Source organism: Chamaesiphon sp. (assembly GCF_041738855.1).
In the GTDB taxonomy this organism is placed as follows: domain Bacteria; phylum Cyanobacteriota; class Cyanobacteriia; order Cyanobacteriales; family Chamaesiphonaceae; genus Chamaesiphon.
This window is the reverse complement of the sequence record NZ_JBGSPA010000007.1, coordinates 32066-58348: the sequence shown is the minus strand read 5'-3', so window position 1 is coordinate 58348 and position 26283 is coordinate 32066. Positions and strand designations below refer to the sequence as shown.

Sequence of the window (26283 nt, the reverse complement as noted above, 5' to 3'; positions counted from 1 at the left end):
ACACCGCAGTCTAGTAGCCAAACGCGGATAGGGGCAATCTATGAATTGCCCCTACCCGCACTAAGGTTGTTAATTATACAATCGACGTTTCTGCCCCAGCCCTAATTTACCGCCGACAAGTTTTCAGGCATACACACATTGGTACCGCCCAAACCGCAATAACCGCCAGGATTCTTGGCAAGGTATTGTTGGTGATAAACTTCAGCATAGTAAAATTCTGGTGCAGCCAGAATCTCGGTGGTGATCTCCTTGTGCCCTGCTTGGTTGAGAGCTTCCTGATAGGCTACTTTAGAGGCTTGGGCTAATTGCAGGTGACTATCAGAGTAGCAGTAGATCCCCGATCGATACTGCGTACCAGCATCATTACCTTGGCGCATTCCTTGGGTAGGATTGTGGTTTTCCCAGAAGACTTTGAGTAGTTGTTGATAAGAGATGACTTCAGGATCGAATACCACGAGTACGACCTCATTGTGTCCCGTAGCACCACTGCAAACCTCTTGATAGGTGGGATTTGGGGTACTGCCTGCGGCATAGCCAACAGCGGTAATATAGACGCCATCAGGTAGCTGCCAAAATTTACGTTCGGCACCCCAGAAACAACCCATCCCAAACATGGCTTTTTCCAGGCGATCGGGATATGGTGGGGTGAAGGGATTACCATTGACAAAATGTTTGGCAGGTAGAGCCATTTTTTCGGCTCTGCCAGGTAAAGCGTCTGCTGGAGCGGGAATGGTTGATTTTTTACCACCGAAGAGGTTAGATAGCATAATTTTAGTTAATTTAGATGACGATCGCCAATTGCTTGATAGCCCAACTAGTCGATATCGATCGAACTGAAAGCGGCTATATGTGTATTAACTCTAACGCATCCTTTACCCCACCAAGGATGAGGATCGAGCCTTGAAAATACGACTTGACAATCTCACCAACGAGGATTCATTCAATTAGTTAGCCTACCGCCCAGCCGCCAACAAGAACTGAAATTTCCCCCAGAGCTTCACCCCCCATCCGCCGTCCAATTATCCTCTAGCCCCAAGCCGATCCCTATGGGTAAAAAGTCCGATAGCCAAGCATCTAGCCTCTTATGTCAACGATTGAAAGCTGCACTGCACGATGGGATCGAGGTTTGGTTTGAAACCCGCGACAAAAGTTACTTTGGCGTCCCAATTGGACTCGATCGCGATTTTGTGGAAGTATTAATTTTAGTCCCTGGTAGTGAGGACGACTCGACCGAACACATCTTCCAACGCGTCACCTGGGTAGTGCGATTGTCTGCGATTTCAGCGATCGCTTATCCTTCAGAATACTGGTCTACCGATCGCTTGGATAGTCTCTTGACTAAATCCGCCATCAATAATGACACTTAGTTGGAGCTAGTACGCTCGCGCTATTACCTCTCGGCGCGGCTCCGCCAACGCTAACACATCCTACAGTTTTGTAGAGTCGTAGTGGGCACTGCCCACCATCTAGATCCCAGGCAATTTAGATCTAATAAATTTTTGCACTTGTCTACTTAATGTCTCAGTTCTGATGGTACTGGAGCTACTATCAATGCTGGTTCGATCTTTGGGGGTGCTGGTTCCCAGAGACTGAGCAAAATAGCATTACTACTATTTCCGACGACATTGAGCACCGTCTTAAAACCATCAGTCAATCGATCGATACCCGCGACGATCGCAATCCCTTCAACAGGCAATCCGGCTGCTGCTAATACTGTCGCCATCGTAATCAATGCCGAACCAGGAACTCCAGGCGTACTAAACGAAACTAAAAAGCTACTCAGTCCGATCGCAAATAGTAAAGACGGGGTAATTGGCACATGATATATTTGTGCGATAAAAATAGCATTAAAACCTTGTAAGATTGTTGCTCCATCTCGCTTTAGTGCAGTTCCTAACGGCAAAGCAAAACTCGCAATCTCCGATCGCAAGCCATATCCTTCCTGCATATTTTGCAACACCATTGGCAAAACTGCATTGGAACTTGCCGTCCCAAATCCTAAAAAGAATGATGGCACTAAACTCTGAAAAAACTTAACAGGTTCGGCTTTTAGTAAAGTTAATAAAATCAAATAAAATCCTGCCATGATCGCCGTGGCAATCAATAGTCCCAACACATACCAAGATAGTCGGATCAGCAATTCTAATCCTTGAGTCGCGATCGTCGAACTAATCAATGCAAACACACCGATCGGTGCAACATACAAAATCACCGATAGCACTTTTTCGCTAATAATATAAATACTTTCCAACAGCTCGACAAATGGCTGCGCCTTGGCTTGCGCGAGTTGTATTCCCGCCCCAAATAAAGCCGCTGAGAAAATAATTTGGAGCAGATTGCCGCTACTGAGTGCGCCGACTGGATTGGTAGGAATCAGACTTACCAACCAATCGATCGCATCTGGAGCCACTGTCGCATCAGTCGCGGTAGGCAGCGTAAATCCAGTCACCCCCGCACCAGGTTGCAAGCACAAAGCTACAGCCATCCCGATGCAGAGTGAAACCAGACTCGTCACTACATAGCAAGTCATCAGCTTGAGTACATATCGCCCCACTTGCCCCGTACCCTGAATCCGGTTGACACCCAAAATCAAGGATGAGAAAATCAGCGGTACGACTACGAACTGAATAATTCGTAAAAATCCCGCTCCGATCGGTGCGAGTAGATAACGATCGATTGGCGCGATCGCTAGCGGAAATGTGGTATTCAAAACAGTCCCAAACATCATGCCAACGGCAAGGGCAGTGAGGATTAGTGTAGACAGGCTCATAGGTGGATGGTGGATGGTGGATGGTGGATGGTGGATGCGTTATGGCTGGTTGCTGAATTTGTAGTGTGACATCTGTGCGGGGACAAGGCATCCATCAAAACTTAGCACAAAAATTTGCAACACCTGTTGAGCCTGTGACGAAGTTTCAGGCGAGAGCCAACGCACTAATCCCAAAACTAATCCCTAAAGCCCAAAGCCTAGAACCTAATTCGCCTAAAACCTAAAACCTAAAACCTAAATTAAGACATTCGATCGTTGTCAGTTACTGAAGTGCCGTGCTTAACTAAGTCGATATCGTCAAAAAAGTAACGGAAAAATCCCTGTGTTAGCCAGAGTTTGGAGTGCGACAATTATCGGCATCGAGGCAGTCAAAGTAGGCGTTGAGGTAGATGTCGCCACAGGTTTGCCAGGGATTACCGTCGTGGGGTTGCCAGATACAGCCGTCCAAGAGAGCAAAGAGCGTGTCAAAACAGCAATCAAAAATGCGGGTTCGGCATATCCCGTGCGGCGGATTGTGATCAATCTCACGCCAGCCGACCTTCGTAAGGAGGGGCCGAGTTTCGATCTGCCCATCTGTGTGGGTATCCTCGCCGCCTCAGACCAAGTGAGCGGCGAATTATTGGGTGATTATCTATTTCTCGGCGAACTGTCCTTAGATGGCAGTTTGCGGGCTGTTACGGGCGTATTGTCGATCGCTGCTGCCGCTCAGCAGATGGGGATTACTGGCTTGGTAGTGCCCGCCGCCAATGCTAGCGAAGCGGCGGTCGTGCAAGGCTTACAGGTATATGGCTTAAACGATCTTGCCGAAGTCGTCACCTTCCTCAACCATCCCGAACAATTTGAGCCAGTCAAAGTCGATGTCACAGGTAGACTCGCCCAACCCCAACTAGATTGCGCCGATCTGCATGATGTCAAAGGTCAAGCACACGCCCGTCGCGCCCTCGAAATCGCCGCAGCAGGCGGACACAATCTGATTTTTGTCGGGCCGCCTGGGAGCGGCAAAACGATGCTAGCGCGGCGTTTGCCAGGGATCTTGCCGCCCCTCTCATTCGCCGAAGCGATGGAAGTCACCCAAATCCACTCCGTCGCTGGCTTGCTCAAAGAACGCGGCGCACTCGTCTGCAACAGACCTTATCGCAGTCCCCACCATTCGGCTTCTGGGCCTGCACTGGTGGGTGGGGGCAGCTTCCCGCGCCCTGGGGAGATCTCCCTCGCCCATCGGGGCGTATTATTTCTCGATGAGTTGACCGAATTCAAACGCGACGTACTGGAATTCTTGCGGCAACCACTCGAAGATGGACACGTCACCATTTCCCGCACCCGCCAATCGGTATCCTTCCCCGCTCAATTTACCCTCGTCGCCAGTACAAATCCCTGCCCCTGCGGTTATTATGGAGACACGATCCAAGCTTGTACCTGCAATCCGCGTCAGCGCGAGACTTATTGGGCAAAGCTTTCTGGCCCCCTGATGGATCGGATCGACTTGCAAGTAGCAGTAAATCGGCTCAAACCTGAAGAAATTACCGATCGACCCACTGGCGAAAATTCGGCTACAGTCCGTCCCCGCGTGCAAGCTGCTCGCGACAAAGCCAGTCGGCGATTTGAGTCGGTACCGAGGATTGTGTGCAATGCCCAGATGCAAAGTCGGGAATTACGAACCTGGTGTCCGCTTGACGATCGCTCTCGGCAGTTATTAGAGACAGCCATTCGCAAGTTAGGATTGTCAGCTAGAGCCAGCGATCGGATTATCAAAGTCGCTCGGACGATCGCCGATCTCGCAGATACAGACAGCATTGCAGCGAGTCACATCGCCGAAGCAATTCAATATCGGACGATCGATCGCATGCAATAGCATCCTCACACAAACTAGGAGAGCTGGACTAGGAGATAGATCTAATAATTTCATCTCAACTACGACAAATAGATTGATGTAAACTATTCTCTAACCCCCAACCCCTAACCGATGACTAACCAAAATCCCGCAGTTCCTTCAGCCCAATCACCACTCGATCGTTCGCGCCAGCGCGATATCCTTGCCAAAGTCAATGCTCACGCAGATCGTTCGCTCGATCGCGTATTTGCAGACATCGACGAACTCCTCAGCGACGATCTTGCTACCAATACTCACACGCTGTCGGTACAGCAGCCTCAACGCCCTCAGTACACCACCACATCCGTGTACCCCGAACAATATTCGACTCGGCAACCACAGCAACCACAACTTCAAGCCCAAGCTCCATCTTATCCGCCTCAACCAGCAGTCGAGCCAACCCCAACCGCAGCCAAGCCAAAACCAAATATTCCCCTCTGGCTCAAAGTCCTACTCGGTCTCAGCGTGACTTCGATCGCGATCGGTAGTACGCTCGTCTGGCTCGTCAACGAACGCAAAATCGAACTTCCCAATACCAGTTGGCTCCCATTTCAATCCCAGTCGCCGACTGCTGTTGCCGATGCCAACTTCGCTCAGTACATGCAAAAATCTCTAGCCAGAATCGCCGCCAACACTCAAGCCGCTTCAGTCACTACTCCCACCAATCCCGCTCCGAGTATCGCCGCTCCAGCCGCCTCCACAGCCCCAAATCCTGCCACCACGACCGTCCCCGTAACAGCGACCCCAGTAGCGGTCACCACGCCAATTGGTTTGGTCAAAACCCTGCCCACTAATCAGCAGCCAGGTGCCGTCTTCGAGATCGACCGTCGCAGCGTCGTCGTGACTGTCGGTCAAAAAATTGGCAATACTAACTGGTCTTTGATCGCTGTCAATAAAGGCGAAGTAATGGTCAAACGCAAAGGCGGCGAAATTCGCGCGATCGATGTCGGTCAGAAATTCTAGGTTTTAGATTTTAGGCTTTAGGTTTTAGGCTTTAGGTTTTAGGGAAAAAGAGAAAATACAACTAATTCCCTAGTTTCCTACCTCTACTTCCTCTAACCATCAAGCCTAACTAACACCTAACACCTAATACCTAATACCTAACACCTAACACCTAATTATGGGTTTACTCGAAGACATGAAACGGTTTCTAGAAAGTCAAATCGATGACTTTCTTGCCAAAAATCCGCACCTGGAATTACAGGTGATTGAAGAGCAGCTAGCACAACAGGAAGATGATACAGTCGCGCTGATCGTAGACTTGCAATCTCAAGAAAAACAAACCGAGCGCGAAATCCTTAACACCGCCCAAGAGATCAAAAACTGGTACGATCGCGTCCAAAAAGCCACCACAGCCGGACGGGCGGATCTGGCGACAGCGGCTCAAGAACGCGTCAATGCCCTCCTCCCCCAGGGAAATCAACTCTGGGGCAAAATGCAAGGCTTCAAAGAGCGTACAGCCCAAGCTCAAGAGCTATTGCAAACCATCAAACAGCGAAAAACAGAGGTCAAAGCCAAATCGATCGCTGCTCGTGCCGCCCGCACTCAAGCCGAAACCAGCAGCAATACCAGCAGTTGGGGATCGGCAAACAATTATACCAGTACCAGCGATTTTGCCGATCCCCTCGATGCTCAATTTCGGCGATGGGAGGCAGATGAAGAATTAGCAGCACTCAAACGTAATTTAAGTAAATAGGCTGATTGTAAAATAAATCTTTAAATCTAGCTAGTGTAGTCTGGTAAGATTACCAATACAAGGTCGCTACATCATTGTCAGCAACACGTTATCGATCGCCGATTTTGATTTATTGCCTCAGTTGTGGAGTAGCAGTGTCAGTAGCGACCGATTGACACTATCTAGGTATATAGATATGCTAAAAACCGCGATTTTTAAGAAGTCTCATTTTGGTGACGCGATCGCTGGCATCGTTACCGTATTTGGGATCGATATTCTGATTATCTTTATCGCATTACTATTAAATACATTTTCACCGATTTTTATATCGGTGGTCTTTTCAGTCGGTTTGATCCAACTTATTTATGTATTACCACTATTGCGGTGGTCGATGAAACGCCGTGTCAAGGGATTTAGCAAAGGTATACTACTGGGTGCAATCGCGATCGCCACTATCAATATTGTCTGCTTTTTAGTAACTTTCAAGTTCTTTATTAGCGGTGCAAGATGAAAATTAGTTGACAGTTAATTATCGAAGGCTATTTTCAGGTATTCGGCTTCGGTAATCAGATCGGTGAGATTTGGGATGCGATCGGGAAATAAGATCCCGTCTAAATGATCGAGTTCGTGCTGAAATATCCGCGCGACAAAATCAGTGAGTTCTTGGCGGACAAACTCCCCAGACCTGTTAAAATATGTAACCTCGATCGCGCGATCGCGCAGCACCAAACCACGCGTACCAGGTACGCTCAAACACCCTTCCCAGCCTGCAACCAGCTCACCAGATCGAGCGACGATTTCTGGATTTATCATCGCTGTGGGTGCCATCGTCGGGGCGTGAGGATAGCGCGGACTCGGACGCGAAGCGACGATAAATAACCGCACCGATGCAGCGACTTGGGGAGCCGCAATCCCGACACCATTTGCCGCTTCACAAGTAGCCATCAGATCCGCGATCGTTTCGTCAAGTTGTCGATCGCTAATGTTGCCAATTGCCACTGATTTTTGACGCAAAATCGGATTACCTATTTCCGAAATCTGAAGAATTTTATTCACAACCCGATCGAGAATTTAGATATAAATGAGATGGAGATGGTAGGTTGGGTAGCGGATGCACGCATCCGCTACCCAACCTACGTGGAATATTTAATTCCCAATCTTAATCATGAACAATCTTGACGGATACCATTTTGTCACTACCTTTAATCGCATTGACAACATCCATATCCTCGGTCTTACCGAAAACAGTATGAACGCCATCTAAGTGCGACTGAGGAGAATGACAGATAAAGAACTGACTACCGCCAGTATTTTTACCTGCATGAGCCATCGAGAGACTTCCTGCTTGATGTTTATTCGAGTTGATTTCGCAATTAATTTTGTAACCTGGGCCACCAGTACCAGTACCCTGAGGGCAACCACCTTGGATCATGAAATTGGGAATGACGCGGTGAAAAGTTAACCCATCATAAAAACCTTTCTCTGCCAAATCGACAAAGTTCTTGACTGTATTGGGAGCATCAGCATCAAAAAACTGGATATTGATGTTTCCTTTTGCGGTTTCGATAATTGCACGAGTCATAGCGATTTGGGATTGAATGATTAGCTAACCTATTTTAGCGCAGTTTTAAAGTGGGCTTTCCCACAGCCTCAGACCTAAAGCCTAACTTACCTGTACAATGAATAACTGAGAGAGAGTCGGTGAGGTGGTTGCGAGTTCGCCAGTCGAATTTCGAGGAAAGTCCGGGCTTCCCAAAGACCAAACTTGCTGGGTAATGCCCAGTGCGAGCGATCGTGAGGATAGTGCCACAGAAAAATACCGCCGGAATTAGGCTTTAGGCTTTAGGCTTTAGGCTTTAGGGGACAGGAGATAGGGAAACACCCTAATATCTACCCCTAATACCTAATACCTAAAGCCTAACCCCTAGTGGTAAGGGTGCAAAGGTGCGGTAAGAGCGCACCAGCAGTATCGAGAGGTACTGGCTCGGTAAACCCCAGTTGGAAGCAAGGCAGGAGCGATGGTTGGTCTTTTCCCTGTTCCGTTTAGATCCGCTTGAGGTACTTGGTAACAAACTACCCAGATAGATAACCGCCGTCTCGTCAGAGATAACAAAACCCGGCTTATGTCCGACTCTCTCTCTATTTTTTGAGCGAGTAAAATCCAGATGTATCCACGCCGACAACAAGAATTAGTAAAGTTGATGAGTCGGTTGGGACTACCGCTAGATACTCAGGTGGATTGGTCGTTGTTGGATATTGCTTTGACGCACCCGACGATGGGGACGCCCAACTACGAGCAGCTAGAATTTATCGGTGATTCGGTCGTCCGGTTGGCTGCTTCCGAGTTTTTGTGGGAGACTTATCCCACTAAGTCGGTGGGGGATTTTTCGGCAATTCGGAAGGTATTGGTGAGCGATCGCATTTTGGCACAATTAGCCGATGGTTATGGATTTGAGCGTTATCTGACCCTGGCTGCCTCGGCGGTGGGCGATCCTTCGGGACGGGTGTCGCGGCTGGCTGATGCGTTTGAAGCGGTACTAGCTGCGCTCTACCTGAGCACCAATAACCTCAACCTAGTTCGTCCCTGGCTAGATCCACACTTCCAGCAATTAGCGACCGAAATCCTCCAAGATCCCGCCCGCCAAAATTATAAGGATGCACTGCAAGAGTGGACGCAGGCACACTATAAGGCGTTACCAGAATATCGCGTCCGCGAAGACCCCCTCAAACTCGATCGCTTTCAACGATTTATCGCCGAAGTCTGGTTTCGCGATCGTCATCTTGGCACTGGAATCGGACAGTCCAAAAAAGCTGCCGAACAAGCTGCTGCGAAGGTGGCTTTTACTCAGCTCATAAAATAGGCTTTAGGCTTTAGATGTTAGGTGTTAGGGGAAGAAGCCGGATGTGCGTAACGCCCAAAGTCCAAAGCCTAAAACCTAAAGCCTAAGACCTAACCTCTAGCTATTTACCAACCCGATCGAGTATCATAGACAATTGTGTCTAAACATACTTAATTTCCATGCCAAAACTCAAAAGTCGCAAAGCAGCAGCCAAGCGTTTTCGCGCTAGCGGCACTGGTAAGATCATGCGCCGCAAAGCATTTAAGAGCCACCTGCTCGAACACAAAAATGCCGATCGTCGTCGGAGCCTATCCAAGGCAACTGCGGTTGACGAGACTGATGTACTGCGAGTACGTGGGATGCTCCCTTACTTGTAACCTAGAGACTTTCGTTCATTACAAGACCCAGACACTGGTAGCTTGAGGACTGACGATCGATGGTTAAGACCCAACGATCCACAACGCCGTAGAGCAATTTTAATCACCAACTAACACCATTTACAACTATGACTCGGGTAAAGCGCGGTAACGTGGCGCGGAAGCACCGCAACAAAATTCTCAAGTTAGCCAAAGGCTTTCGAGGTGCACACTCGAAACTCTATCGGATTGCTAACCAACAAGTAATGAAGGCATTGCGAAATGCCTATCGCGATCGCAAGAAGAAAAAACGTGATTTCCGCCGCCTGTGGATCGCGCGGATCAACGCAGCTTCGCGTCAGCATGGCATGAGCTACAGCCAATTGATCGGCAATATGAAAAAAGCCGACATCCAACTCAATCGCAAGATGCTCGCTCAAATTGCCATCCTCGATCCAGCTAGCTTTGAAGCAGTAGTGAAACTCGCTGCCACAGCAAAATAGATATCAAAGGCAGTGGATGGTGAAGGGTGAATGGTGAATAGATCGACCACCCAATATCCACCATTCACTATCCACTATTCACTAGCCACCATGAAGTATAAAGCACGATCGAATAGATTAAAACCTTTATTCTTCATCCTGACACTAATAGCAAGTATTAATAGCTGGCAAGCAGCTCAAGCGGGAACGCTCAAAGAGATTCAACAACGTCGAAAATTAATAGTAGCGGTCAAAGACAATCTTCCCTTATTGGGAGTGCGAGATCGAGCTGGTAATTTACAAGGTTTGGAAATAGATATCGCCCGCAAATTAGCGACAGAGATCTTTGGAAATCCCGAATCTTTACAGCTAGTTCCTGTCACCAATCAAGAGCGATTGAAAGTAACGATCGATGGGACAGTCGATCTTACAATTGCGAGAGTCACCATCTCACCAACTCGATCGCGAGTCATTGATTTTAGTCGCGCTTATTATCAGGATGGGACAGGGATAATTACGGATCGAGCAAATATTGTCAAGAACGCTGACTTAGTTGGGAAGAAAGTTGCCGTCTTAAAAAATTCCACGACGATCGCCACTCTCCAATTTATCATCCCCACCGCCCAACTAGTCGGCGTCAATAGCTATCGACAAGCTCAAGAATTATTAGCTACAGGTAAAGTGGTGGCAATCGCCGCAGATCGAAGTCTGCTACTTGGCTGGAGCAAAACTACACCGACTTATCGTCTCCTACCAGATAAACTCTCGATCGAACCGCTAGGTATTGTCATCCCCAAGGGACAGCAATACGATCCACTACGGGAATTAGTCGATCGCGCGATCGCTAGTTGGAAAACTGATGGCTGGCTTGAGCAACGTATTCGGTTCTGGGGATTGCAATGAACACGGGAACCATGTCACGGAAAGCTGATTGTGTTCAAAAAAGCCTAACATCTAAAGCCTAAAGCCTAAAGCCTAAAACCTAGTTATCATAGATAGTCAGGTATTGAGTACCCAACCTAAAATTCCCTATCCGCTACCTAAAAATGGACTTTTCAGACAAAAATTTACTCGTCGTCTACCTGGCAGCATTCTTGGCAATCTTGAGTGTGGCGGCTTTCTTTATCCTCAGACAAATCATCAGAACTCAGAAAATTGAGAACAAGCTGACTAAATTGGAGCGAAAACTCAAAGCCGAGCGCGGTACCGTGCCCGAATATTATGAACTTGGGAGTATTTATCTAGAGAAAAAAATGTTTATCCAAGCGATCGCCATGCTCAAAAAGGCGATTAAACTCGAAGATGCCGAAATCCCAGCAATGGCTCCGATTTACAATGCTTTGGGATATGCATATTTTGGACAAGAGCAGTACGATATGGCAGTTCGTCAATACAAAGAGGCAATCAAACTCGAACCAGGATATGTGATGGCGATGAATAATCTCGGACATGCTTACGAACAGAAAAAACTCACCGGACAAGCTTTGGATATCTACGAGCAAGCCTTGGCACTGGAACCAGACAATGAAACTGCCAAACGTCGGAGTGAATCGCTACGTCGTCGCTTGGTTGTGAGTAGTAAATAATCAAATTAGTTTACAGTTTGGGGATTTAGATCCCAATCTTTGCAATTATGACGATCGGTTTTAGTGAGATGGAGATTTGAAAGCGTGTCAGAGTTATTAGCAGGACAAGTCGCGATCGTTACAGGTGCATCGCGAGGGATCGGTCGCGCGATCGCGATCGAATTGGCGCAAGTTGGTGCCAAAGTAGTCATCAATTATGCTAGTTCTAGCGGTGCTGCGGATGAATTGGTCGCTCAAATTGTCAGTGATGGTGGCGAAGCAATTGCTATTGGTGCCGATATCTCCAAAGCCGAACAAGTTGACGAGCTAGTCAGTAAGGTGATGGACAAATGGGGACGAATAGATGTCCTCGTCAACAATGCGGGGATTACCCGCGATACGCTGATGTTGCGAATGAAATTAGAAGATTGGCAAGCGGTGATCGATACTAACCTGACTGGCGTATTTTCCTGTACCCGCGCGGTGAGTAAAATCATGCTCAAACAAAAGTCCGGCAGAATCATCAATATCGCCTCTGTCGCTGGACAGACAGGCAACCCAGGACAAGCCAACTACAGCGCGTCCAAGGCTGGTGTCATCGGCTTTACCAAGACGGTAGCCAAAGAATTGTCTAGTCGGGGTATCACCGTCAATGCGGTCGCACCAGGGTTCATCGCCACTGATATGACTAACGATCTCAAAACCGCAGGGATCTTGCAATTCATCCCCCTCGGTCGCTACGGACGACCCGAAGAAGTCGCGGGGATGGTGAGATTTTTGGCAGCAGATCCAGCGGCGGCATATATTACTGGTCAAACCTTTAATGTCGATGGTGGAATGGTAATGGTGTAGGTGTGTCCGAGAGAGATTTAGGGCGTTGCTAAATTAAGGTATGAAACGCCAGATTTAGTTATCGCACCCTAAACGATCGGCTAGATTGATGTAGGGTGCGTTATGGCTTTGCCTAACACACCAGAAATTAAGCCGCATTAGAGTCCGACCGAAAACTGCTGCATATCCAAAAGACGATCGAGTACAGCAATAAGCCTAGAAATACGCCAGACATCGCCCCAATCAGCGATCGCACATGGAAATTGACAAAGGGTTCGCGATTGTCCTGTGCGGCGATCCAAGCCACTCCCAAAGCACAATAAACGATCCCGATGATGGCAAGCACTCGCCACCCAGGGGCTAACGTTTCCACTCGCTGATGCAGCTTTGCTCGATGCAGCCAGGTCGCAAGCCAGAATGACAGCGCGACAAGTCCGAAGATGCCGCCACCATAGTGAAGTAATGTATAAACCTGTAGCGATCCAATCGTTAATTTGAGGAACTCTGAATGTATACCAGAGTCACCAGTGTGTGTCAAAGCATCCCAAATGAGATGCGTAGCCGCACCGATCGCGATCGACAGCATAATATTAAATAGCTCAAAAATTGACAGCGGAAAATATTGCTTAGGTGAGGGAAATTTTTGAGCTAATTTGAGCGGAATCAGAGCTAAAAATGGGCGCAATAACACATATCGAATTACTAATAAGAGGACGATCGAATAAGGTACTCCTTGGATAAAGATGCCATGAAAAGTATGTCCGATGGTTTTGCTCGGATATAGAAATAGGAAGTAATCGGCATCAGGAATCATCGAGCCGATCGCGAGGCTAGCTAAATGTAGTTTCTGCTTCGATCCCCACCAAATCGGGACAGCGGCGATCGGATGAGCAAGGGTAAATGGCATATTTGAGCTTACCTTTCGTGACAAGTAGATGAGGACAAGTCGATCCTAATTTGCTGACTATCGACAGCGAGAATGAGCGGCGATCGGGCTGTTAAGTCATGAATGAATGGCATCATCACCTCCAGAATATCGGGTGCTTGAAAGTGTTCTGGCTTGGTATCGGGATGCGGATAATAAATCAAACCATCGATCGCTTTATCTCGATCGAGCAAAAGCTGGCAATCAAAAAATGAGAAGTCTTCGGCGGGGTCATTGGGCGACCATTTTATCTGCTTGAATGTATATTTAGTCTGCTTTATTTCATACTTGGATGGAGCGATCGATAGATTTATCGTACCTGCAAAATACTCGTTCAGATCTAGACCACGATCGCGAAAAAAGGGTTTTTGCATCTCAATCGTCCCCTGTGGGAAGCGCAGATTTTGGGCTTGTCCTGATGCTACTCCATACCCTTTTTCGATAACACATCTAACTTGAATCCGATCGCTCATAAGTGTATTTAGGTAGTTAAATATATTGGTTAATTAAAGTTCGGGTCACTCAAAACTGTGTAGACTTGACGCTGCTCGAACAATGCCAAGAGATTGCTGTCGAGCTTGCCTCCGGCGGCTTCTTGATGCAAGATCGCTAAGGTTCGATCGAGTGATAAACGCGGCTTGTAGGGGCGATCGCTAGCTGTCAGCGCATCATAAATATCGGCGATCGTCATCATCTGGGATTGGATCGGAATTTCAGTAGCAGTTAGTCCGTAAGGATAGCCACTTCCATCTAACTTCTCATGGTGGGAGCCTGCAATTTTGGGGACATTTTGGAGCTGTTTCGTCCAGGGAATCTTGCGAAGGAAATCATAGGTGTGACTGACATGGGACTCGACTACCAAGCGTTCGGCGACGGTGAGCGAACCTCTCGGGATGAGGAGTTGTTCGATTTCGGCTGGGGTGAGTAACGGTTGTAAATTGCCTGCGAGATCGCGGTAGGTATATTGAGCGAGTTGCTGGAGATCGGTAGCGATCGGATCTAGCGTTTGGGCGAATTTTGAAGTAATAATGACATCTGGTTGGTTGAGTTTAGTTAATAACTCCCAGTAAGATTGTAAGCGATCGAGTTTGGCTGTCAATTCTAGATCGAGCTGTTGCAAGTATCCACATTGGTGACAATTATTATCGCCTTGATGTTGATGTGAGAGGGGAGTATTGAGTAAATAACTGAATTTCTGTTCGGCGCATTCTAGTTGCCAAGTGCGTCGGAGCAGATTGAAGCGGTAGCTAAGTTCGGTAAGTTGATGGGGATAGAGCTTATTACTTTTTTGAACGATCGCTTCGGGAATGCTAACTTTACCAAAGTCATGCAGGAGCGCAGCATAGCGGATTTCTTGGAGCTGGCGATCGCTAAAATGGATGGCGGCGAGTTTGCCAGTATCGACACTACTGACTTCCTGGCTCAAGCGCACGCACAATTGAGCGACACGTTCGGAATGTCCGGCGGTAGTAGGATCGCGGCTTTCGATGACTTGGACTGAGGCGGTAACAAATCCGGCGAATAGCTCCTCGATGCTTTCGAGTAAATGATTGCGCTCGATCGAAATTGCGGCTTGAGAGGCGAGGGAGCGGACGATCTGCTGCTCCCAATCAGAATATGGTTGCGTGATTGACAGTGCGTTGGCGGGGGTAATGCGGAGATCGGCGTTAAGCTTGCGATCGATTAGTTGGAGTACGCCGATCGTATCTCCGTCCCGATTTTGCATCGGTAGTACCAGTACGGAGACAGTCCGATAAGCAAACTCTAGATCGAAATGCCGATCGAATTTGTAAGGAACATTGCTTGGGAGGGCGTAAGCATCGGGAATGTTCAGACTCTCGCCTGTAGTTGCGACATATCCCGCCAAACTTTCGAGATTGAGCGGGATACTGGCAAATTGGAAGGAGAGCTGGGGGAGAGAGTCAGTCTGAGCAGCTTTGAAGATCAGCTTGGGTTCGCGCTCGGTGCGATCGATCAAATAAACACTTCCCGCATCACTACAGGTGATTTCGCGACTTTTGGTCAAAATCAAGTCGAGCAATTCTGTTAAATTGAGACAATCGGATAGTGCCGTCCCAATTGCTAGCAATTGTTCGATCGTCTCCCGCTCGGCGGCGACGCTGGTAAGTGAGTCTAGAGATGTCCGCACGGGATCTTTCAAGCTACTGTCTAAGTACATAAATCGAATGTCAGCGCAGTTCGCGCTCACTGATGGAGCCGGAATACTGAGAACACAAATTCACCAAATCCCCTCAGCGGCAATCGTCAATGAGGATTGCCTCCAATTATATCAAACCCAAAATTGTGACCGATGTTATCAATTGCGATCGAGACTCAAATTACGGCGGTGACTGTTTATACCGATCGGGCACTAGTTACCCGCCAAGGGACAATTGAGCTAACCGGAGCTGAGCGAGTCCTGACGGTGACGGATCTACCTACTACCCTCGATCCTGAGTCGGTGCGTGTCAGTGGGAAAGGTCGAGTTGCAGTCAAACTCCAGGGTGTAAGTGTCGATCGTCACTATACCACCGCACCTGTCGCCGAGCGGCTAGCACAACTGACTGCCGAAATCGATCGACTCACAGCCGACAGACGGCGGCTACACCTCCAACTGGAAACCATCAAGCTCCAATCCGACTTTATCAAAGGCTTACGCGAACAAACCGAAACATCATTTTCACGCAGCCTCGCCCGCCAACAAATCGGGCTAGCAGATACCCAAAACTTCCTCGACTTCATCGGCACCAAAAATACCGAATACGCCTTCACAGGCGAAGATTTGCGCCAGCAGCAGCTTCAAATTGACAAACAGATCCACAGTCTCCAACTGCAACTCAATGATATTCAGGCTCCCACTAGTCAGGAGAGTTTCGAGATTGGGGTGGCGATCGCAGCGGCTGGGGCGGGCGAGTTCCAGCTAGAATTGACGTATCTAGTCGATCGCGCCTGCTGGACTCCCTTGTATGATTTGCGCGTCCAAATTCCTACCACAACAATCCAACTCAACTATCTCGCCCAAATCGTCCAAACTACAGGCGAAGATTGGGCGGATGTCAACCTGACGCTCTCTACTGCCAAACCTGGGCTAGGCAATATTCCTCCTAAATTGGCTCCGTGGTACATCGACACGATCGTCCCAGAGATCGCCCGTCAGAGAAGTATGGCATTCAGGCCGTCAGAACTACTACAAGCTGCACCCGGATCCTATGCTGGAGCTAGCTTTGATAAACTCGAAGCACAGGAGCAAGCACCAGAGTATGCAGCAGAAAATGACGTTGCTACCGTATCTCACCAGGGAAGTGTCGTCACATTTCAACTCGGTAGTGGCGGGAATATTCCCAGTGATGGCAATCCCCACAAAGCAACAATTTTTAGCGATAATTTGCCCTGTCAATTGGCATATATAGCGATGCCACGGTTAGTTAGTTTTGCGTACTTACAAGCCATAGCTACAAATCGTCCCGATGGTGCGACCTTATTGGCTGGTAAAGCTAATATATTTAGGGATGATGTATTTGTTGGTACGAGCAATTTAGAAAATACGGCACCTGGACAAGAATTCAAACTTAATTTAGGCATTGATGAAGGCATCAAGATCGATCGCGAGTTGAGCGAGCGTCAAGTCGATAAAACATTCTTGGCTGGCAATCGGCGGATTACTTATGCTTATCGGCTCAAGGTGACTAATTTACTCGATCGTGTCGATCGCATTCAAATTAACGACCAAATTCCACACAGTCGCAACGAAAAAATCAAAGTAAAACTACTCAAAGTCGAGCCACAAATTCAACTAGGCGAGTTGGGTAGACTGGCTTGGGAACTAAATTTACCCGCAAATACTCAAACTCAAATCGCATATCAATTCTCGATCGAATATCCTGAAGCTGTTCAGATCCAAGGACTAGACGGGATCTAGCCTCGCCACAAGTTCTAACTGTCCTGGCGACTACTATATTTACTCACGCTTACCCGTTGAGCGCGATACATCCCGCCGTGTCCCGAACAGAGATAACTACAAATACAGACAATCCCTGCATACAGCCCCGCCGGAACACCAAATAATTCGATCGCCATCAGCGTCGCCGTCAATGGTGTATTTGCAGCTCCAGCAAAGACAGCGACAAATCCCATCCCAGCTAATAATGGTGGGGGTAAGATCGTCACTGGGGCGATCGCATTGCCCAAGGTGGCACCGATATAGAATAAGGGCGTTACTTCCCCGCCCTTAAATCCCGCGCCTAGACTCAGTGCGGTGAATCCGATCTTGGCGGCAAAATCCCAGGGGGGAAGTTGAGTAGTAAAGGCACTGACGATCGTCGGAATGCCCAAGCCGACATACTTAGTCGTACCCAAGAGTGCGATCGCGATCGCGACTAAAATGCCACCAGCGCATGGTCGTAAGGGTGGATAAGCGATCCGCGCTGCAAAATAGCCACTGATTTGATGCGTCAAGGTGGTAAATACCCACGCAGTGAGTCCGAAGATCGCTCCCGCACCAATTGCAGTTAGCAGCCCCCACACAGTCAATTTGGGGACGATCGGGATGCTGTAAGTTGACGGTGTAGCCCCCATGCTAGCGTGACGCGATCGCCAACGATCGCCGCGATCGCACAGACAAATAATCCGTCATAGCGCAACTTGCCCACCGCCAATACTTCCAGCCCAAATAACATCCCCGCCAAGGGGGTGCCAAATACAGAGGCACATCTACCGCCGATCCCAGCCATCAGTACCAGCCGTCGCTCGGCAGCAGGTAAGCCCAATAGCAGTGTCAATCGATCGGCAAGTGCCGCGCCCATCTGTACCGCCGTCCCCTCTCTCCCCACCGAGGCACCAACCACATGCGCGATCGTCGTACCGAGGAATACTAGTGGTGCCATCCGCAGCGGAATCACCGTGCGCGGATCGTGAATTTGAGCGATCGCCAGATTGTTGCCTGCGGCGACACTGCGACCGAGATAATGATAGATCAGCCCACTTATCAGCCCACCCACGGGCAATAATAACCAGCTCCAGCGGTGGGACTCCCGCCACTGCGTCGCCCACTCCAGAGTAGCCAGGAGAGCGGCTGAGGCGGTGCCAGCGAGGATACCGATCGCCCAACCGATCGTCAGCCATTTTAGCAGATCGGAGATAGCTTGAGCTGGTTCGAGTCGCGACCATTTTGTCATGATAGTTTGTGCGTGACACTGCTGTGGCGGCAATCCTGCTGTCTGTGAGTAATCGATCGAGAGCTAAAGTATAAACGATCGCAACTTGCTGTCGATCGAGCATAATTACGAGATCGACGGGGTAATATAGAGATTGGGATCGATCGCTTTGTTCGCACCGAACAACTAAATAATGCTGATAACTCCCACGCTCGGTTAGCATCTGCGGCACCAGATCGCCAACCTCCCATCGTCTTCAGTTTAGGAGCAATAAATCGCCATGCAATCACGCGCAGTCCGAGAAGGTTCAGTTGGATTGATGCTCATCGCTGGGTTGGGAGTTTTTGGAGCGATCTTCTTGTGGCTCAAGGGATTGGCACCAGGAAATCAGACTTACAATATTATCGCCCAATTTGCCCAAGCACCAGGGATGCAGCCAGGAGGTGTGGTGAGATTTCGCGGCATCCGCGTGGGCAAAATCGCCAAAGTCGAACCTGGAGCCAATGGGGTAGAAGTGGTGATGCAGATGGAAGATCCTAATTTGATTATTCCCAAGGATGTGCTGGTGGAAGTCAGTCAAACTGGGTTGATTGGCGAACCAGTTGTGGAAATTACCCCGCGCAGTACGGTGGCAATTAATACCAGTACGATCGCCAAAGCCTTGGATACTAAGTGCGATCGCAATTTGATTCTTTGTAATAATGCTAAAGTGAATGGTCAAATTGGGTCGAGCTTCAATGAATTGATCCAAAGAGCGACGAAATTAATTGAGATTTATAATAATCCAGAAGTCGTTAGAAATCTCAATAATACGCTCGTTAAAACTGGAGCCGCAGCCGAAGATTTTTCCCGACTGAGCAAGAGTTTGAGTAAGGTAAGTAATGATTTTTCGAGCCTCCCTAAATCTGTAGAATCTGGATTGACTAATCTATCCGCCAAGGCAAATGTGTTGACGACATCACTCGATCGCACGAGTACCAAAATCGGGCAAAGTGCGGATAAATTTAACGTCACGGCTGCCGAGCTGACGGCGACAGCGGCTGAGTACAAAAAATTAGCCACATCTGCCAATCTTTTGGTAGTCGAAAATCGCAAAACATTTTCATCTTCTCTCGAAAATTTTGATAAGCTCAGTATCGATTTACGCAAAACAGTAAATCAAATTAATCCCTCGATCGGCAAGCTCAACACCACCATCTCGAAAGTAAATACTGATAAATTGGTACGAGATCTGGAGGGCGTCTTGAGTAACGCCAATCAAACCACTCTCAATCTCAAAAATGCCACCGCCAATCTCAACGATCCCAAGACGGTTCTAATGTTGCAACAAACACTAGATTCCGCGCGATCGACATTCCAGAATACCCAAAAGATTACCGCCGATCTAGACGATCTCACTGGAAGTCCCGAGTTTAGATTCAATCTCCGCAATTTAGTCAATGGTTTAGGAAAACTAGTGTCCTCCACCGAGCAATTGGAACAGCAAGCCAAACTCGCTCAGACACTCGCACCATTGGGTAACTCACTCGCACAGATCGAAGGGTTACCAAGCCAAAACTCTCCCGAGCCAAATGCTGCTAGCCTCAATTTGCAGCAGATGCTACCAAATAAAGTCTCAAGCAAAGCATCATCATTTATCCCCAGATCTCGATTGAGCGGTGACGATCGAGATCTACTGATTCCCGATCTCGATCGCCCCTCGCAGCCATCCCCACCCGCCACCACGCATCCCCTCAAGTAGCTTAAACATCGAGATCTTAGCGATCGCTCTGCCATAGCCAAACACCACTATTGGTAAGCCCCGTATCATCAGGCGTTACCAACAGAAAATGTAAGCCATGTACCAGCCGTTTGCGCGCCTCGTACAGTCGAGCAGCTTGACTGACTTCCGCGTCATTGAAAGTCAGCATCACCCAGCGATCGGCTAGCCCAGCATCCATCACCAAACCGCCAGGATCGTCACCCAGATAATTGAGACTCACAGGCTCCGTATCGGCAATCCACCGCGCCAATCGCAGCGATTGCCGCCCCCCGTAGATGATAACTCCAGGAATGGCGACATTGGCTCCTAGACCCCAGTGAGGTGGTAATAAGTAGTCTGGCATCGAGACGATCGGGATCGGTCGATCGGCAAAGTCCGACACCAGTTGCCCCGCCGTCAGCGTCACAAATTGCCACTTGTCGCCCACCAAATAGTCGGGAATTGGTAACGGCGGTGGTGACTCGATTGCCAGGGGTTGATAATTAGGATTGTGGTAATCTTGCGCCTGTTGTTGCAATAATTTTTTCAATGAGATCGTCCGTCGCGTCGGCTCGACGGCAATCCCTAACTTCGCAGCAGCAGTCTGAATTAGACCCAAACTTTGCGGTCGAAAAACTTGAATTGATGCTGGTAATTTAGCATTCGTCGTCGCAGCCAACTCGATCTGAGTGGCAATCCAGTCAGCATTGACCTGTTTTTGGGGGCAGCTAGCGGTATAGTTCCATTGTCCATCCAGGTGACAGAGCGCAAGCTCCCATAGAGTTTCGCCGCGATCGTTTTGCCGTGGGCGACTGGAAATATCTGCTTGCCAAATGGTCATTGCGGTGGCGGGGGATGGGGAGACTTGGGAAGAATGGATCGCGCTAGCACTAATAAGTAAGTGGGCGTAATTATCGATCGACTAGATTATGCCTGAAACCTAAAGCCTAAAACCTAAAACCTAAAGCCTAAATTAGCGGTAAACTGAACTTTGTTGAGAGTCTCATACCAAGCATGGAAACTACCTGGCGATCGGTCAAAACCTACACTGATATTCTCTATCATAAAGCCGATGGGATCGCAAAAGTGACCATCAATCGCCCCGAAAAGCGGAATGCGTTCCGTCCACAGACAGTATTTGAGATGTATGATGCCTTTTGCGATGCGCGGGAAGATACGAGTATCGGTGTGGTACTACTTACAGGTGCTGGGCCGCATACCGATGGTAAATATGCTTTTTGTTCCGGCGGCGATCAGTCGGTGCGCGGACATGGGGGTTATCAGGGCGCAGACGGGATTCCTCGCTTGAATGTATTGGATCTGCAACGGTTGATGCGATCGATGCCCAAGGCGGTAATTGCCCTCGTTGCGGGCTATGCGATCGGCGGCGGTCATGTCTTACACTTGATCTGCGATTTGACGATCGCGGCGGACAATGCCATCTTCGGACAAACAGGGCCGAAAGTCGGTAGTTTTGACGGTGGTTTTGGGGCGAGTTATCTGGCGCGGATCGTCGGCCAAAAGAAGGCGCGGGAAATCTGGTATCTGTGCCGTCAATATGACGCACAAGCAGCACTAGATATGGGTCTGATCAATTGTGTGGTACCTGTAGATCGGTTGGAAGCCGAAGGGATCGCCTGGGCGCAAGAGATCCTTGCCAAAAGTCCGATCGCGATTCGGTGTCTCAAAGCTGCACTCAATGCCGATTGTGACGGGCAAGCTGGCTTGCAGGAATTGGCAGGAAATGCGACATTGCTCTACTACATGACCGAAGAAGGTGCCGAAGGGAAGCAAGCATTTCTAGAAAAACGCCAGCCCAACTTTCGCCAGTATCCGTGGTTGCCCTAGCTACATGAAGTTGGCAGAGCTGTCATCGTGTGGCTAAAATTTGAGCGGGAAACAATGGCGACCACATTATTCGATCCGCTAGCTGGCGATTTATTGGGACTGAAGCTTAAATTGACGATCGCTCAAATTTTAGCCGAATGGTAAATAATCTACTTTTTAGTCAGAGATTTGAGTTTTTTCCGCATCCGTATGGCTGCGGTGCCACCGACGAGATGAGTGTCGAAATTGGCTGGGTTTGAGAATCGGTATATTCGCTAAATTCAATTCATTCGCGACTGTATTTACTGTGCCCGTCGTCGCACCACCAACGGCAAAATTAGTATTCGGAGTGGTAGCAATCCCCAGCCCAGCCGCTAAATATTCGACCCACAGCGGTCCATTGGAAAATCTGCCACCAGTAAGGTTACCATAAGGCGGGGCGATCCCACCCGTTGCATCGAAGGCAAGCCCCAAATCGGAAAGACTATCACTATACACCACTAATTGGCTAAAGGTAGCAGCAAAGACGCGACCTGGAGCTAAAATAGCCGCGATCGTCAAACCCAGAACAATTGAAAGTTTTCTCATTTTTTATTCCTCAAAATTTAGTCGAAAAGCACCGATATTGACGATCGATCGTGCGTTGGCAAAGCCGATCTGCGCAGGCAGACGCTGTGCCTACGGCAGGCTATCGCCAACGCGTTGGCAACGCCTGCGCCTTGCGCTTACGGAACGATAATCGCCAATCTTCAAAACAACCTACTCTTCACCAGCAGATTTGAGTTTTTTTCGCATGGCAATCCATTCACCTCAACGATCGCTAGCCCCACCGGATGGTCGCTGGAGCGAAAAATACGACCGAAACCACCCGATGATAGTGGTATCTGTGTAATTGTGGTTCGATCTGAGACATAGACATTGTCCCCATCGATCGCAATCCCTTCTGGTCGGTCAAAAGCTATATTAAGCCTAGCAGTTGTGTCGAAATATCCTCTCGAAAACCGAGTGCCACTTTTACCATCTGGGGCAATCTTGTTAACCGAATTAGATCCAAAATCTACTTCAAAAAGGTTGCCACTAGGATCGAAAGCAATCCCCGCTGGAATATTAAGTCCTGAGATGAAGGTCGTGAATGTTCCATCTGGTGCGAACTTTTGAATCGCGTTATTGCCAAAATCTGCTGCGTAGAGGAAACCGCCCGAAAATGCAATGCCCGCTAATTGAAGGTTTGCCGGAGCATTGAGTCCTGAGACAAAGGTGCTAACCGTTCCATCTGAGGCAATCCGGCTGATGGTATTACTGGCAAGGCTACTCACGTAGAGATCTGCCGCTGATGCTGCTAGTGGCGAGCAGAAAGCAGAGGCAGTGAGTAAACCCACGCAAAGTCCAGCCGATCGGGATCGAGACAGAATATTCATATATTACAGAGGAAGGTTGGGTTTTGCCGATTTTTGGCGATCGAAGTTTTTCGATCCTGGGCTGGGTATTGTCTCTACTATTGCCGCAGATCTGGCGATAAGCCAGACGAGATAAGACTAGATAAGCTCTAATTGAATTTTGCCGATCGCCTAATCGCTGCAAACTTCTCTAGGACTACTCTTTTGGGGTGTAGTCATAAATAGATGTTTGGCTTAACTCAAAATTAAGTGAGTAAATTAGCTGGCGATCGCTCCGCAATGTGCCACCATTAGAGACACTTCTTGCCGATTTGGTGCCATTTTTAGCCAATCGACAAGATTCTCAAAACACACTTTAGCGACTAATTCATCACCTTCAGAACCATCGCTGTTTGGTAATTTTAGACAATCTTGAAACTCTATCTAAAGGGGGTGAATGTGCGGGACAATTGCGGGATGGTTATGAAGATTATGGTGAATTACTTAGACTGATTGCCGAATCGAATCATCAAAGTTGTATCGTTCTGACTAGTCGCGAAAAACCTGCGGAAGTTGCCGCTTATGAGGGTGAAATTTTAAAAGTGCGATCGTTTGCGTTGTGCGAATTGAAACGAGTTTTTAGTGCGACTGAATCTTTACAACAGCAAATATTACTAGTACTAGCCGAGTTACACACATCGACACCTCAATTTGCAGAATATGGCGCGGGGAATATCATTAATCTCTGCAATTATTTCTCGATCGATCTGACTGGCTGGGATTTTTCGCACCTGACGATTCGCCATGCCGACGAGCTACAACAGGCAAACCTCCACCGCGTAAATTTTACCAATGCCAACTTCGTCCGCTCCAGTTTTATCCAACCCTTTGGGACGGTATTCTCGGTCGCCTTTAATCCCGATGGTACCCAAGTTGCAACTGGCGATACCAATGGCTCTGTATGCCTGTGGCGCGTTGCCGACGGTCAACCGTTGCGGGTATTAAAAGAACATACCAACTGGGTGCGGTGCGTCCAATTTAGTCCCATACTAGATCGGGATTCCCGACAGCTCATCGCTAGTGCCAGTCACGATCGTACTGTAAAAATTTGGGATGCCAATAGTGGCGAATGCCTCCATACCCTCATCGGTCATACTGAGGTGGTGTGGTCGATTTCTTGGAGTGCAGATGGCAAAACGATCGCCAGTGGCGGATTCGATCGAGATATTAGAATCTGGGATACTCAAACTGGTAAATGCCGTCAAACGCTCTCAGGACACGCTAGTATGCTCTTTGCCGTCGCTTGGCACCCCGACCTGCGGACGCTAGCCAGCGGTAGCAGCGACACCAGCATCAAGATCTGGGATACCCACACCGGAGCGTGTCTCGATACCTTACCAGAACACGCATCGATGGTGCTTTCAGTTGCCTGGAGTCCCGATGGTAAAATGCTTGCCAGTAGTGCCCAAGACCAGACGCTCAAGCTGTGGAATGCCACAACGGGGAAATGTCTCACCACCCTATCAGGGCACGCGAGCTGGGTGTGGTCGGTCAACTGGAGTCCCGACGGACAACTACTCGCCAGTGGATCTCAAGATCGCACTGTCAAACTGTGGGATCTCAAAACTAGCACCTGTCTCAAAACCTTACCAGGTCACACGAGCTGGGTCGGTTCGGTCAACTGGAGTCCTGACGGAGAACTAATCGCCAGCGGTAGCGAAGATTGCACCGTCAGGTTGTGGGATCTCACCGGACAATGCCTGCAAACTCTCCACGGCTACGCCGCTCAAGTATTTACGATCGCCTGGAACCCGCAACATAACACGATCGCGAGTGGTGCCCAAGACTGCGCGGTGCGACTGTGGCACGCAGACACGGGAAAATGTATCGACACTCGCACCAAACATACAAGCTGGATCTGGGCGGTGGCTTGGAGTCCCGACGGTGAGATGCTAGCTAGCGGCAGTAGCGATAATAACATCAATATCTGGGATATCGCTGGCAACCACCTTCACACCTTGCAGGGTCATTACACCTGGATCTGGTCGGTAGCCTGGAGTCCCGATGGACGGCTCCTCGCCAGTAGTAGCGGCGACAATACCATCAAAATCTGGGACGTATTGACTGGGGTATGTCTGAATACCCTTACCGGACATACTGATGTCGTCTGGACGGTAGCTTGGCATCCCGCCGGACGCACGTTAGCCAGCAGTAGCAGCGATCGTACGATCCGCTTGTGGGATGTCGAAACTGGCGTGTGTGGGGTAAATTGGGTGGCGCATACCAGTTGGATTTTTTCCGTCGCTTGGAGTCCCGACGGACGCACGTTAGCCAGCGGGAGTAGCGACACTACTGCAAAATTGTGGCCGATTCCCGATTGCCAATTGCTAGCTGAGGTTTGCGAACCAGTCTGCCGAGTATCGATCGCCCATCATGAAGCAATCGGTGTGGTAGCATGGCATCCAGACGGACAGATGCTAGCAACTGGAGCTAGCGATCGGATCGTTAAAATTTGGGATGTAGACACGGGCAAGTGCCTCAAAAAACTCATCGGACATGCTAGCTGGGTCAGATCGGTAGTCTGGATTAAGGATGGTAATATCTTAGCCAGCGGCAGTGCTGATGAAACGATCTTATTATGGGATATCCAGACAGGAGAATGCTTAAAAACATTGAGAATCGATCGACCCTATGAAGGCATGAAGATCGCTGGTGTATCAGGCTTGACAGATGGCTCGATCTTGACGCTTAAAAGTTTAGGTGCGATCGAACGAGCGATAATTATTGCTGTCTAAAACTGCGGCGGCAAGGGCAGACGGGACAGCCTTCCAGCACAGCGCAACAAGCAACTAACGATCGCCACAATCATCGA

Annotated in this window: 27 protein-coding genes and 1 other RNA gene; 16 read left to right on the top strand and 12 right to left on the bottom strand. The window is 48.9% G+C overall.

Annotation, left to right across the window (positions count from 1 at the left end):
* Positions 1-101 precede the first annotated feature (101 nt).
* Positions 102-767 carry a peptide-methionine (S)-S-oxide reductase MsrA gene (msrA, locus tag ACEW9I_RS01340; RefSeq protein WP_373538578.1) on the bottom strand — a complete coding sequence of 222 codons (666 nt, stop codon included), beginning with the start codon at positions 765-767 and terminating at the stop codon, positions 102-104.
* A gap of 279 nt (positions 768-1046) precedes the next feature.
* Here msrA and ACEW9I_RS01335 point away from each other — a divergent pair, with 279 nt between their 5' ends.
* Complete coding sequence (locus ACEW9I_RS01335) at positions 1047-1367, top strand: hypothetical protein (RefSeq protein ID WP_373538577.1); 321 nt, start codon at positions 1047-1049, stop codon at positions 1365-1367.
* Positions 1368-1513: 146 nt separating this feature from the next.
* Here the strand turns inward: ACEW9I_RS01335 and ACEW9I_RS01330 are convergent, their stop codons facing one another.
* Positions 1514-2770, bottom strand: a complete 1257-nt coding sequence (locus tag ACEW9I_RS01330; protein WP_373538576.1) for a dicarboxylate/amino acid:cation symporter — start codon at positions 2768-2770, stop codon at positions 1514-1516.
* A 322-nt stretch (positions 2771-3092) separates the two neighbouring features.
* Here ACEW9I_RS01330 and ACEW9I_RS01325 point away from each other — a divergent pair, with 322 nt between their 5' ends.
* The 4 genes from ACEW9I_RS01325 to ACEW9I_RS01310 all read left to right on the top strand — a co-directional run bounded on the left by ACEW9I_RS01325 (position 3093) and on the right by ACEW9I_RS01310 (position 6826).
* Complete coding sequence (locus ACEW9I_RS01325) at positions 3093-4622, top strand: YifB family Mg chelatase-like AAA ATPase (protein ID WP_373538575.1); 1530 nt, start codon at positions 3093-3095, stop codon at positions 4620-4622.
* Between the two features lie 111 nt (positions 4623-4733).
* Positions 4734-5603 (top strand): hypothetical protein, encoded by an 870-nt coding sequence (locus ACEW9I_RS01320; RefSeq protein WP_373538574.1) that lies wholly within the window; start codon positions 4734-4736, stop codon positions 5601-5603.
* A gap of 157 nt (positions 5604-5760) precedes the next feature.
* The gene (locus ACEW9I_RS01315) at positions 5761-6336 is read left to right on the top strand and encodes a TIGR04376 family protein (RefSeq protein WP_373538573.1); all 576 of its coding nucleotides are present in this window, start codon (positions 5761-5763) and stop codon (positions 6334-6336) included.
* A gap of 175 nt (positions 6337-6511) precedes the next feature.
* Entirely contained in the window at positions 6512-6826 is a 315-nt protein-coding gene (locus ACEW9I_RS01310; RefSeq protein WP_373538572.1) for a hypothetical protein, read from the top strand.
* 14 nt (positions 6827-6840) lie between these two features.
* Here ACEW9I_RS01310 and def read toward each other — a convergent pair whose 3' ends face one another.
* Positions 6841-7371 carry a peptide deformylase gene (gene def / locus ACEW9I_RS01305; protein ID WP_373538571.1) on the bottom strand — a complete coding sequence of 177 codons (531 nt, stop codon included), beginning with the start codon at positions 7369-7371 and terminating at the stop codon, positions 6841-6843.
* A 103-nt stretch (positions 7372-7474) separates the two neighbouring features.
* On the bottom strand, positions 7475-7897 hold the full coding sequence (locus tag ACEW9I_RS01300) for a peptidylprolyl isomerase (RefSeq protein ID WP_373538570.1): 423 nt from the start codon (positions 7895-7897) through the stop codon (positions 7475-7477).
* A gap of 112 nt (positions 7898-8009) precedes the next feature.
* On the opposite strand from ACEW9I_RS01300, the gene rnpB reads away from it, so the two are divergent.
* The 7 genes from rnpB to fabG all read left to right on the top strand — a co-directional run bounded on the left by rnpB (position 8010) and on the right by fabG (position 12410).
* Positions 8010-8454, top strand: an RNA gene (rnpB, locus tag ACEW9I_RS01295) — RNase P RNA component class A.
* Between the two features lie 26 nt (positions 8455-8480).
* Complete coding sequence (rnc, locus tag ACEW9I_RS01290; RefSeq protein ID WP_373538569.1) at positions 8481-9176, top strand: ribonuclease III; 696 nt, start codon at positions 8481-8483, stop codon at positions 9174-9176.
* Positions 9177-9334: 158 nt separating this feature from the next.
* Entirely contained in the window at positions 9335-9532 is a 198-nt protein-coding gene (gene rpmI / locus ACEW9I_RS01285) for a 50S ribosomal protein L35 (protein ID WP_295615932.1), read from the top strand.
* A 128-nt stretch (positions 9533-9660) separates the two neighbouring features.
* Entirely contained in the window at positions 9661-10014 is a 354-nt protein-coding gene (gene rplT / locus ACEW9I_RS01280; RefSeq protein WP_373538568.1) for a 50S ribosomal protein L20, read from the top strand.
* Between the two features lie 90 nt (positions 10015-10104).
* A complete protein-coding gene (locus ACEW9I_RS01275) occupies positions 10105-10896 on the top strand; it encodes a transporter substrate-binding domain-containing protein (protein WP_373538567.1) in 792 nt (263 codons plus the stop codon).
* A 143-nt stretch (positions 10897-11039) separates the two neighbouring features.
* Positions 11040-11579 (top strand): tetratricopeptide repeat protein, encoded by a 540-nt coding sequence (locus ACEW9I_RS01270; protein ID WP_373538566.1) that lies wholly within the window; start codon positions 11040-11042, stop codon positions 11577-11579.
* A gap of 84 nt (positions 11580-11663) precedes the next feature.
* The gene (fabG, locus tag ACEW9I_RS01265) at positions 11664-12410 is read left to right on the top strand and encodes a 3-oxoacyl-[acyl-carrier-protein] reductase (RefSeq protein WP_373538565.1); all 747 of its coding nucleotides are present in this window, start codon (positions 11664-11666) and stop codon (positions 12408-12410) included.
* A gap of 127 nt (positions 12411-12537) precedes the next feature.
* Here fabG and ACEW9I_RS01260 read toward each other — a convergent pair whose 3' ends face one another.
* From ACEW9I_RS01260 to ACEW9I_RS01250, 3 genes are read right to left on the bottom strand one after another with little or no spacing between them, the layout of a single operon-like run.
* Entirely contained in the window at positions 12538-13296 is a 759-nt protein-coding gene (locus ACEW9I_RS01260) for a DUF4184 family protein (RefSeq protein WP_373538564.1), read from the bottom strand.
* Positions 13297-13304: 8 nt separating this feature from the next.
* Positions 13305-13787, bottom strand: coding sequence for a hypothetical protein (locus ACEW9I_RS01255; protein WP_373538563.1), 483 nt, complete (start codon positions 13785-13787; stop codon positions 13305-13307).
* A gap of 29 nt (positions 13788-13816) precedes the next feature.
* Positions 13817-15493, bottom strand: coding sequence for an HD-GYP domain-containing protein (locus ACEW9I_RS01250; protein WP_373538562.1), 1677 nt, complete (start codon positions 15491-15493; stop codon positions 13817-13819).
* A gap of 132 nt (positions 15494-15625) precedes the next feature.
* On the opposite strand from ACEW9I_RS01250, the gene ACEW9I_RS01245 reads away from it, so the two are divergent.
* Positions 15626-17233 carry a mucoidy inhibitor MuiA family protein gene (locus ACEW9I_RS01245; protein ID WP_373538561.1) on the top strand — a complete coding sequence of 536 codons (1608 nt, stop codon included), beginning with the start codon at positions 15626-15628 and terminating at the stop codon, positions 17231-17233.
* Positions 17234-17247: 14 nt separating this feature from the next.
* Here the strand turns inward: ACEW9I_RS01245 and ACEW9I_RS01240 are convergent, their stop codons facing one another.
* Both ACEW9I_RS01240 and ACEW9I_RS01235 read right to left on the bottom strand, forming a co-directional pair.
* Positions 17248-17889: a chloride channel protein gene (locus tag ACEW9I_RS01240; protein ID WP_373538560.1), complete on the bottom strand. Its 642-nt coding sequence runs from the start codon at positions 17887-17889 to the stop codon at positions 17248-17250.
* A complete protein-coding gene (locus ACEW9I_RS01235; RefSeq protein ID WP_373538559.1) occupies positions 17841-18488 on the bottom strand; it encodes a chloride channel protein in 648 nt (215 codons plus the stop codon). The genes ACEW9I_RS01240 and ACEW9I_RS01235 overlap by 49 nt, the downstream gene beginning before the upstream one ends.
* A 259-nt stretch (positions 18489-18747) precedes the next feature.
* On the opposite strand from ACEW9I_RS01235, the gene ACEW9I_RS01230 reads away from it, so the two are divergent.
* A complete protein-coding gene (locus tag ACEW9I_RS01230) occupies positions 18748-20208 on the top strand; it encodes an MlaD family protein (RefSeq protein WP_373538558.1) in 1461 nt (486 codons plus the stop codon).
* 16 nt (positions 20209-20224) lie between these two features.
* Here the strand turns inward: ACEW9I_RS01230 and ACEW9I_RS01225 are convergent, their stop codons facing one another.
* Positions 20225-21049, bottom strand: a complete 825-nt coding sequence (locus ACEW9I_RS01225; protein WP_373538557.1) for a Tab2 family RNA-binding protein — start codon at positions 21047-21049, stop codon at positions 20225-20227.
* A 173-nt stretch (positions 21050-21222) separates the two neighbouring features.
* Here ACEW9I_RS01225 and menB point away from each other — a divergent pair, with 173 nt between their 5' ends.
* On the top strand, positions 21223-22056 hold the full coding sequence (gene menB, locus ACEW9I_RS01220; protein ID WP_373538556.1) for a 1,4-dihydroxy-2-naphthoyl-CoA synthase: 834 nt from the start codon (positions 21223-21225) through the stop codon (positions 22054-22056).
* 156 nt (positions 22057-22212) lie between these two features.
* Here menB and ACEW9I_RS01215 read toward each other — a convergent pair whose 3' ends face one another.
* Both ACEW9I_RS01215 and ACEW9I_RS01210 read right to left on the bottom strand, forming a co-directional pair.
* Entirely contained in the window at positions 22213-22623 is a 411-nt protein-coding gene (locus ACEW9I_RS01215; RefSeq protein ID WP_373538555.1) for an SGNH/GDSL hydrolase family protein, read from the bottom strand.
* A gap of 161 nt (positions 22624-22784) precedes the next feature.
* A complete protein-coding gene (locus ACEW9I_RS01210; RefSeq protein WP_373538554.1) occupies positions 22785-23453 on the bottom strand; it encodes an NHL repeat-containing protein in 669 nt (222 codons plus the stop codon).
* A 371-nt stretch (positions 23454-23824) separates the two neighbouring features.
* On the opposite strand from ACEW9I_RS01210, the gene ACEW9I_RS01205 reads away from it, so the two are divergent.
* Positions 23825-26206 (top strand): hypothetical protein, encoded by a 2382-nt coding sequence (locus ACEW9I_RS01205; protein WP_373538553.1) that lies wholly within the window; start codon positions 23825-23827, stop codon positions 26204-26206.
* The last annotated feature ends 77 nt before the right edge of the window (positions 26207-26283 follow it).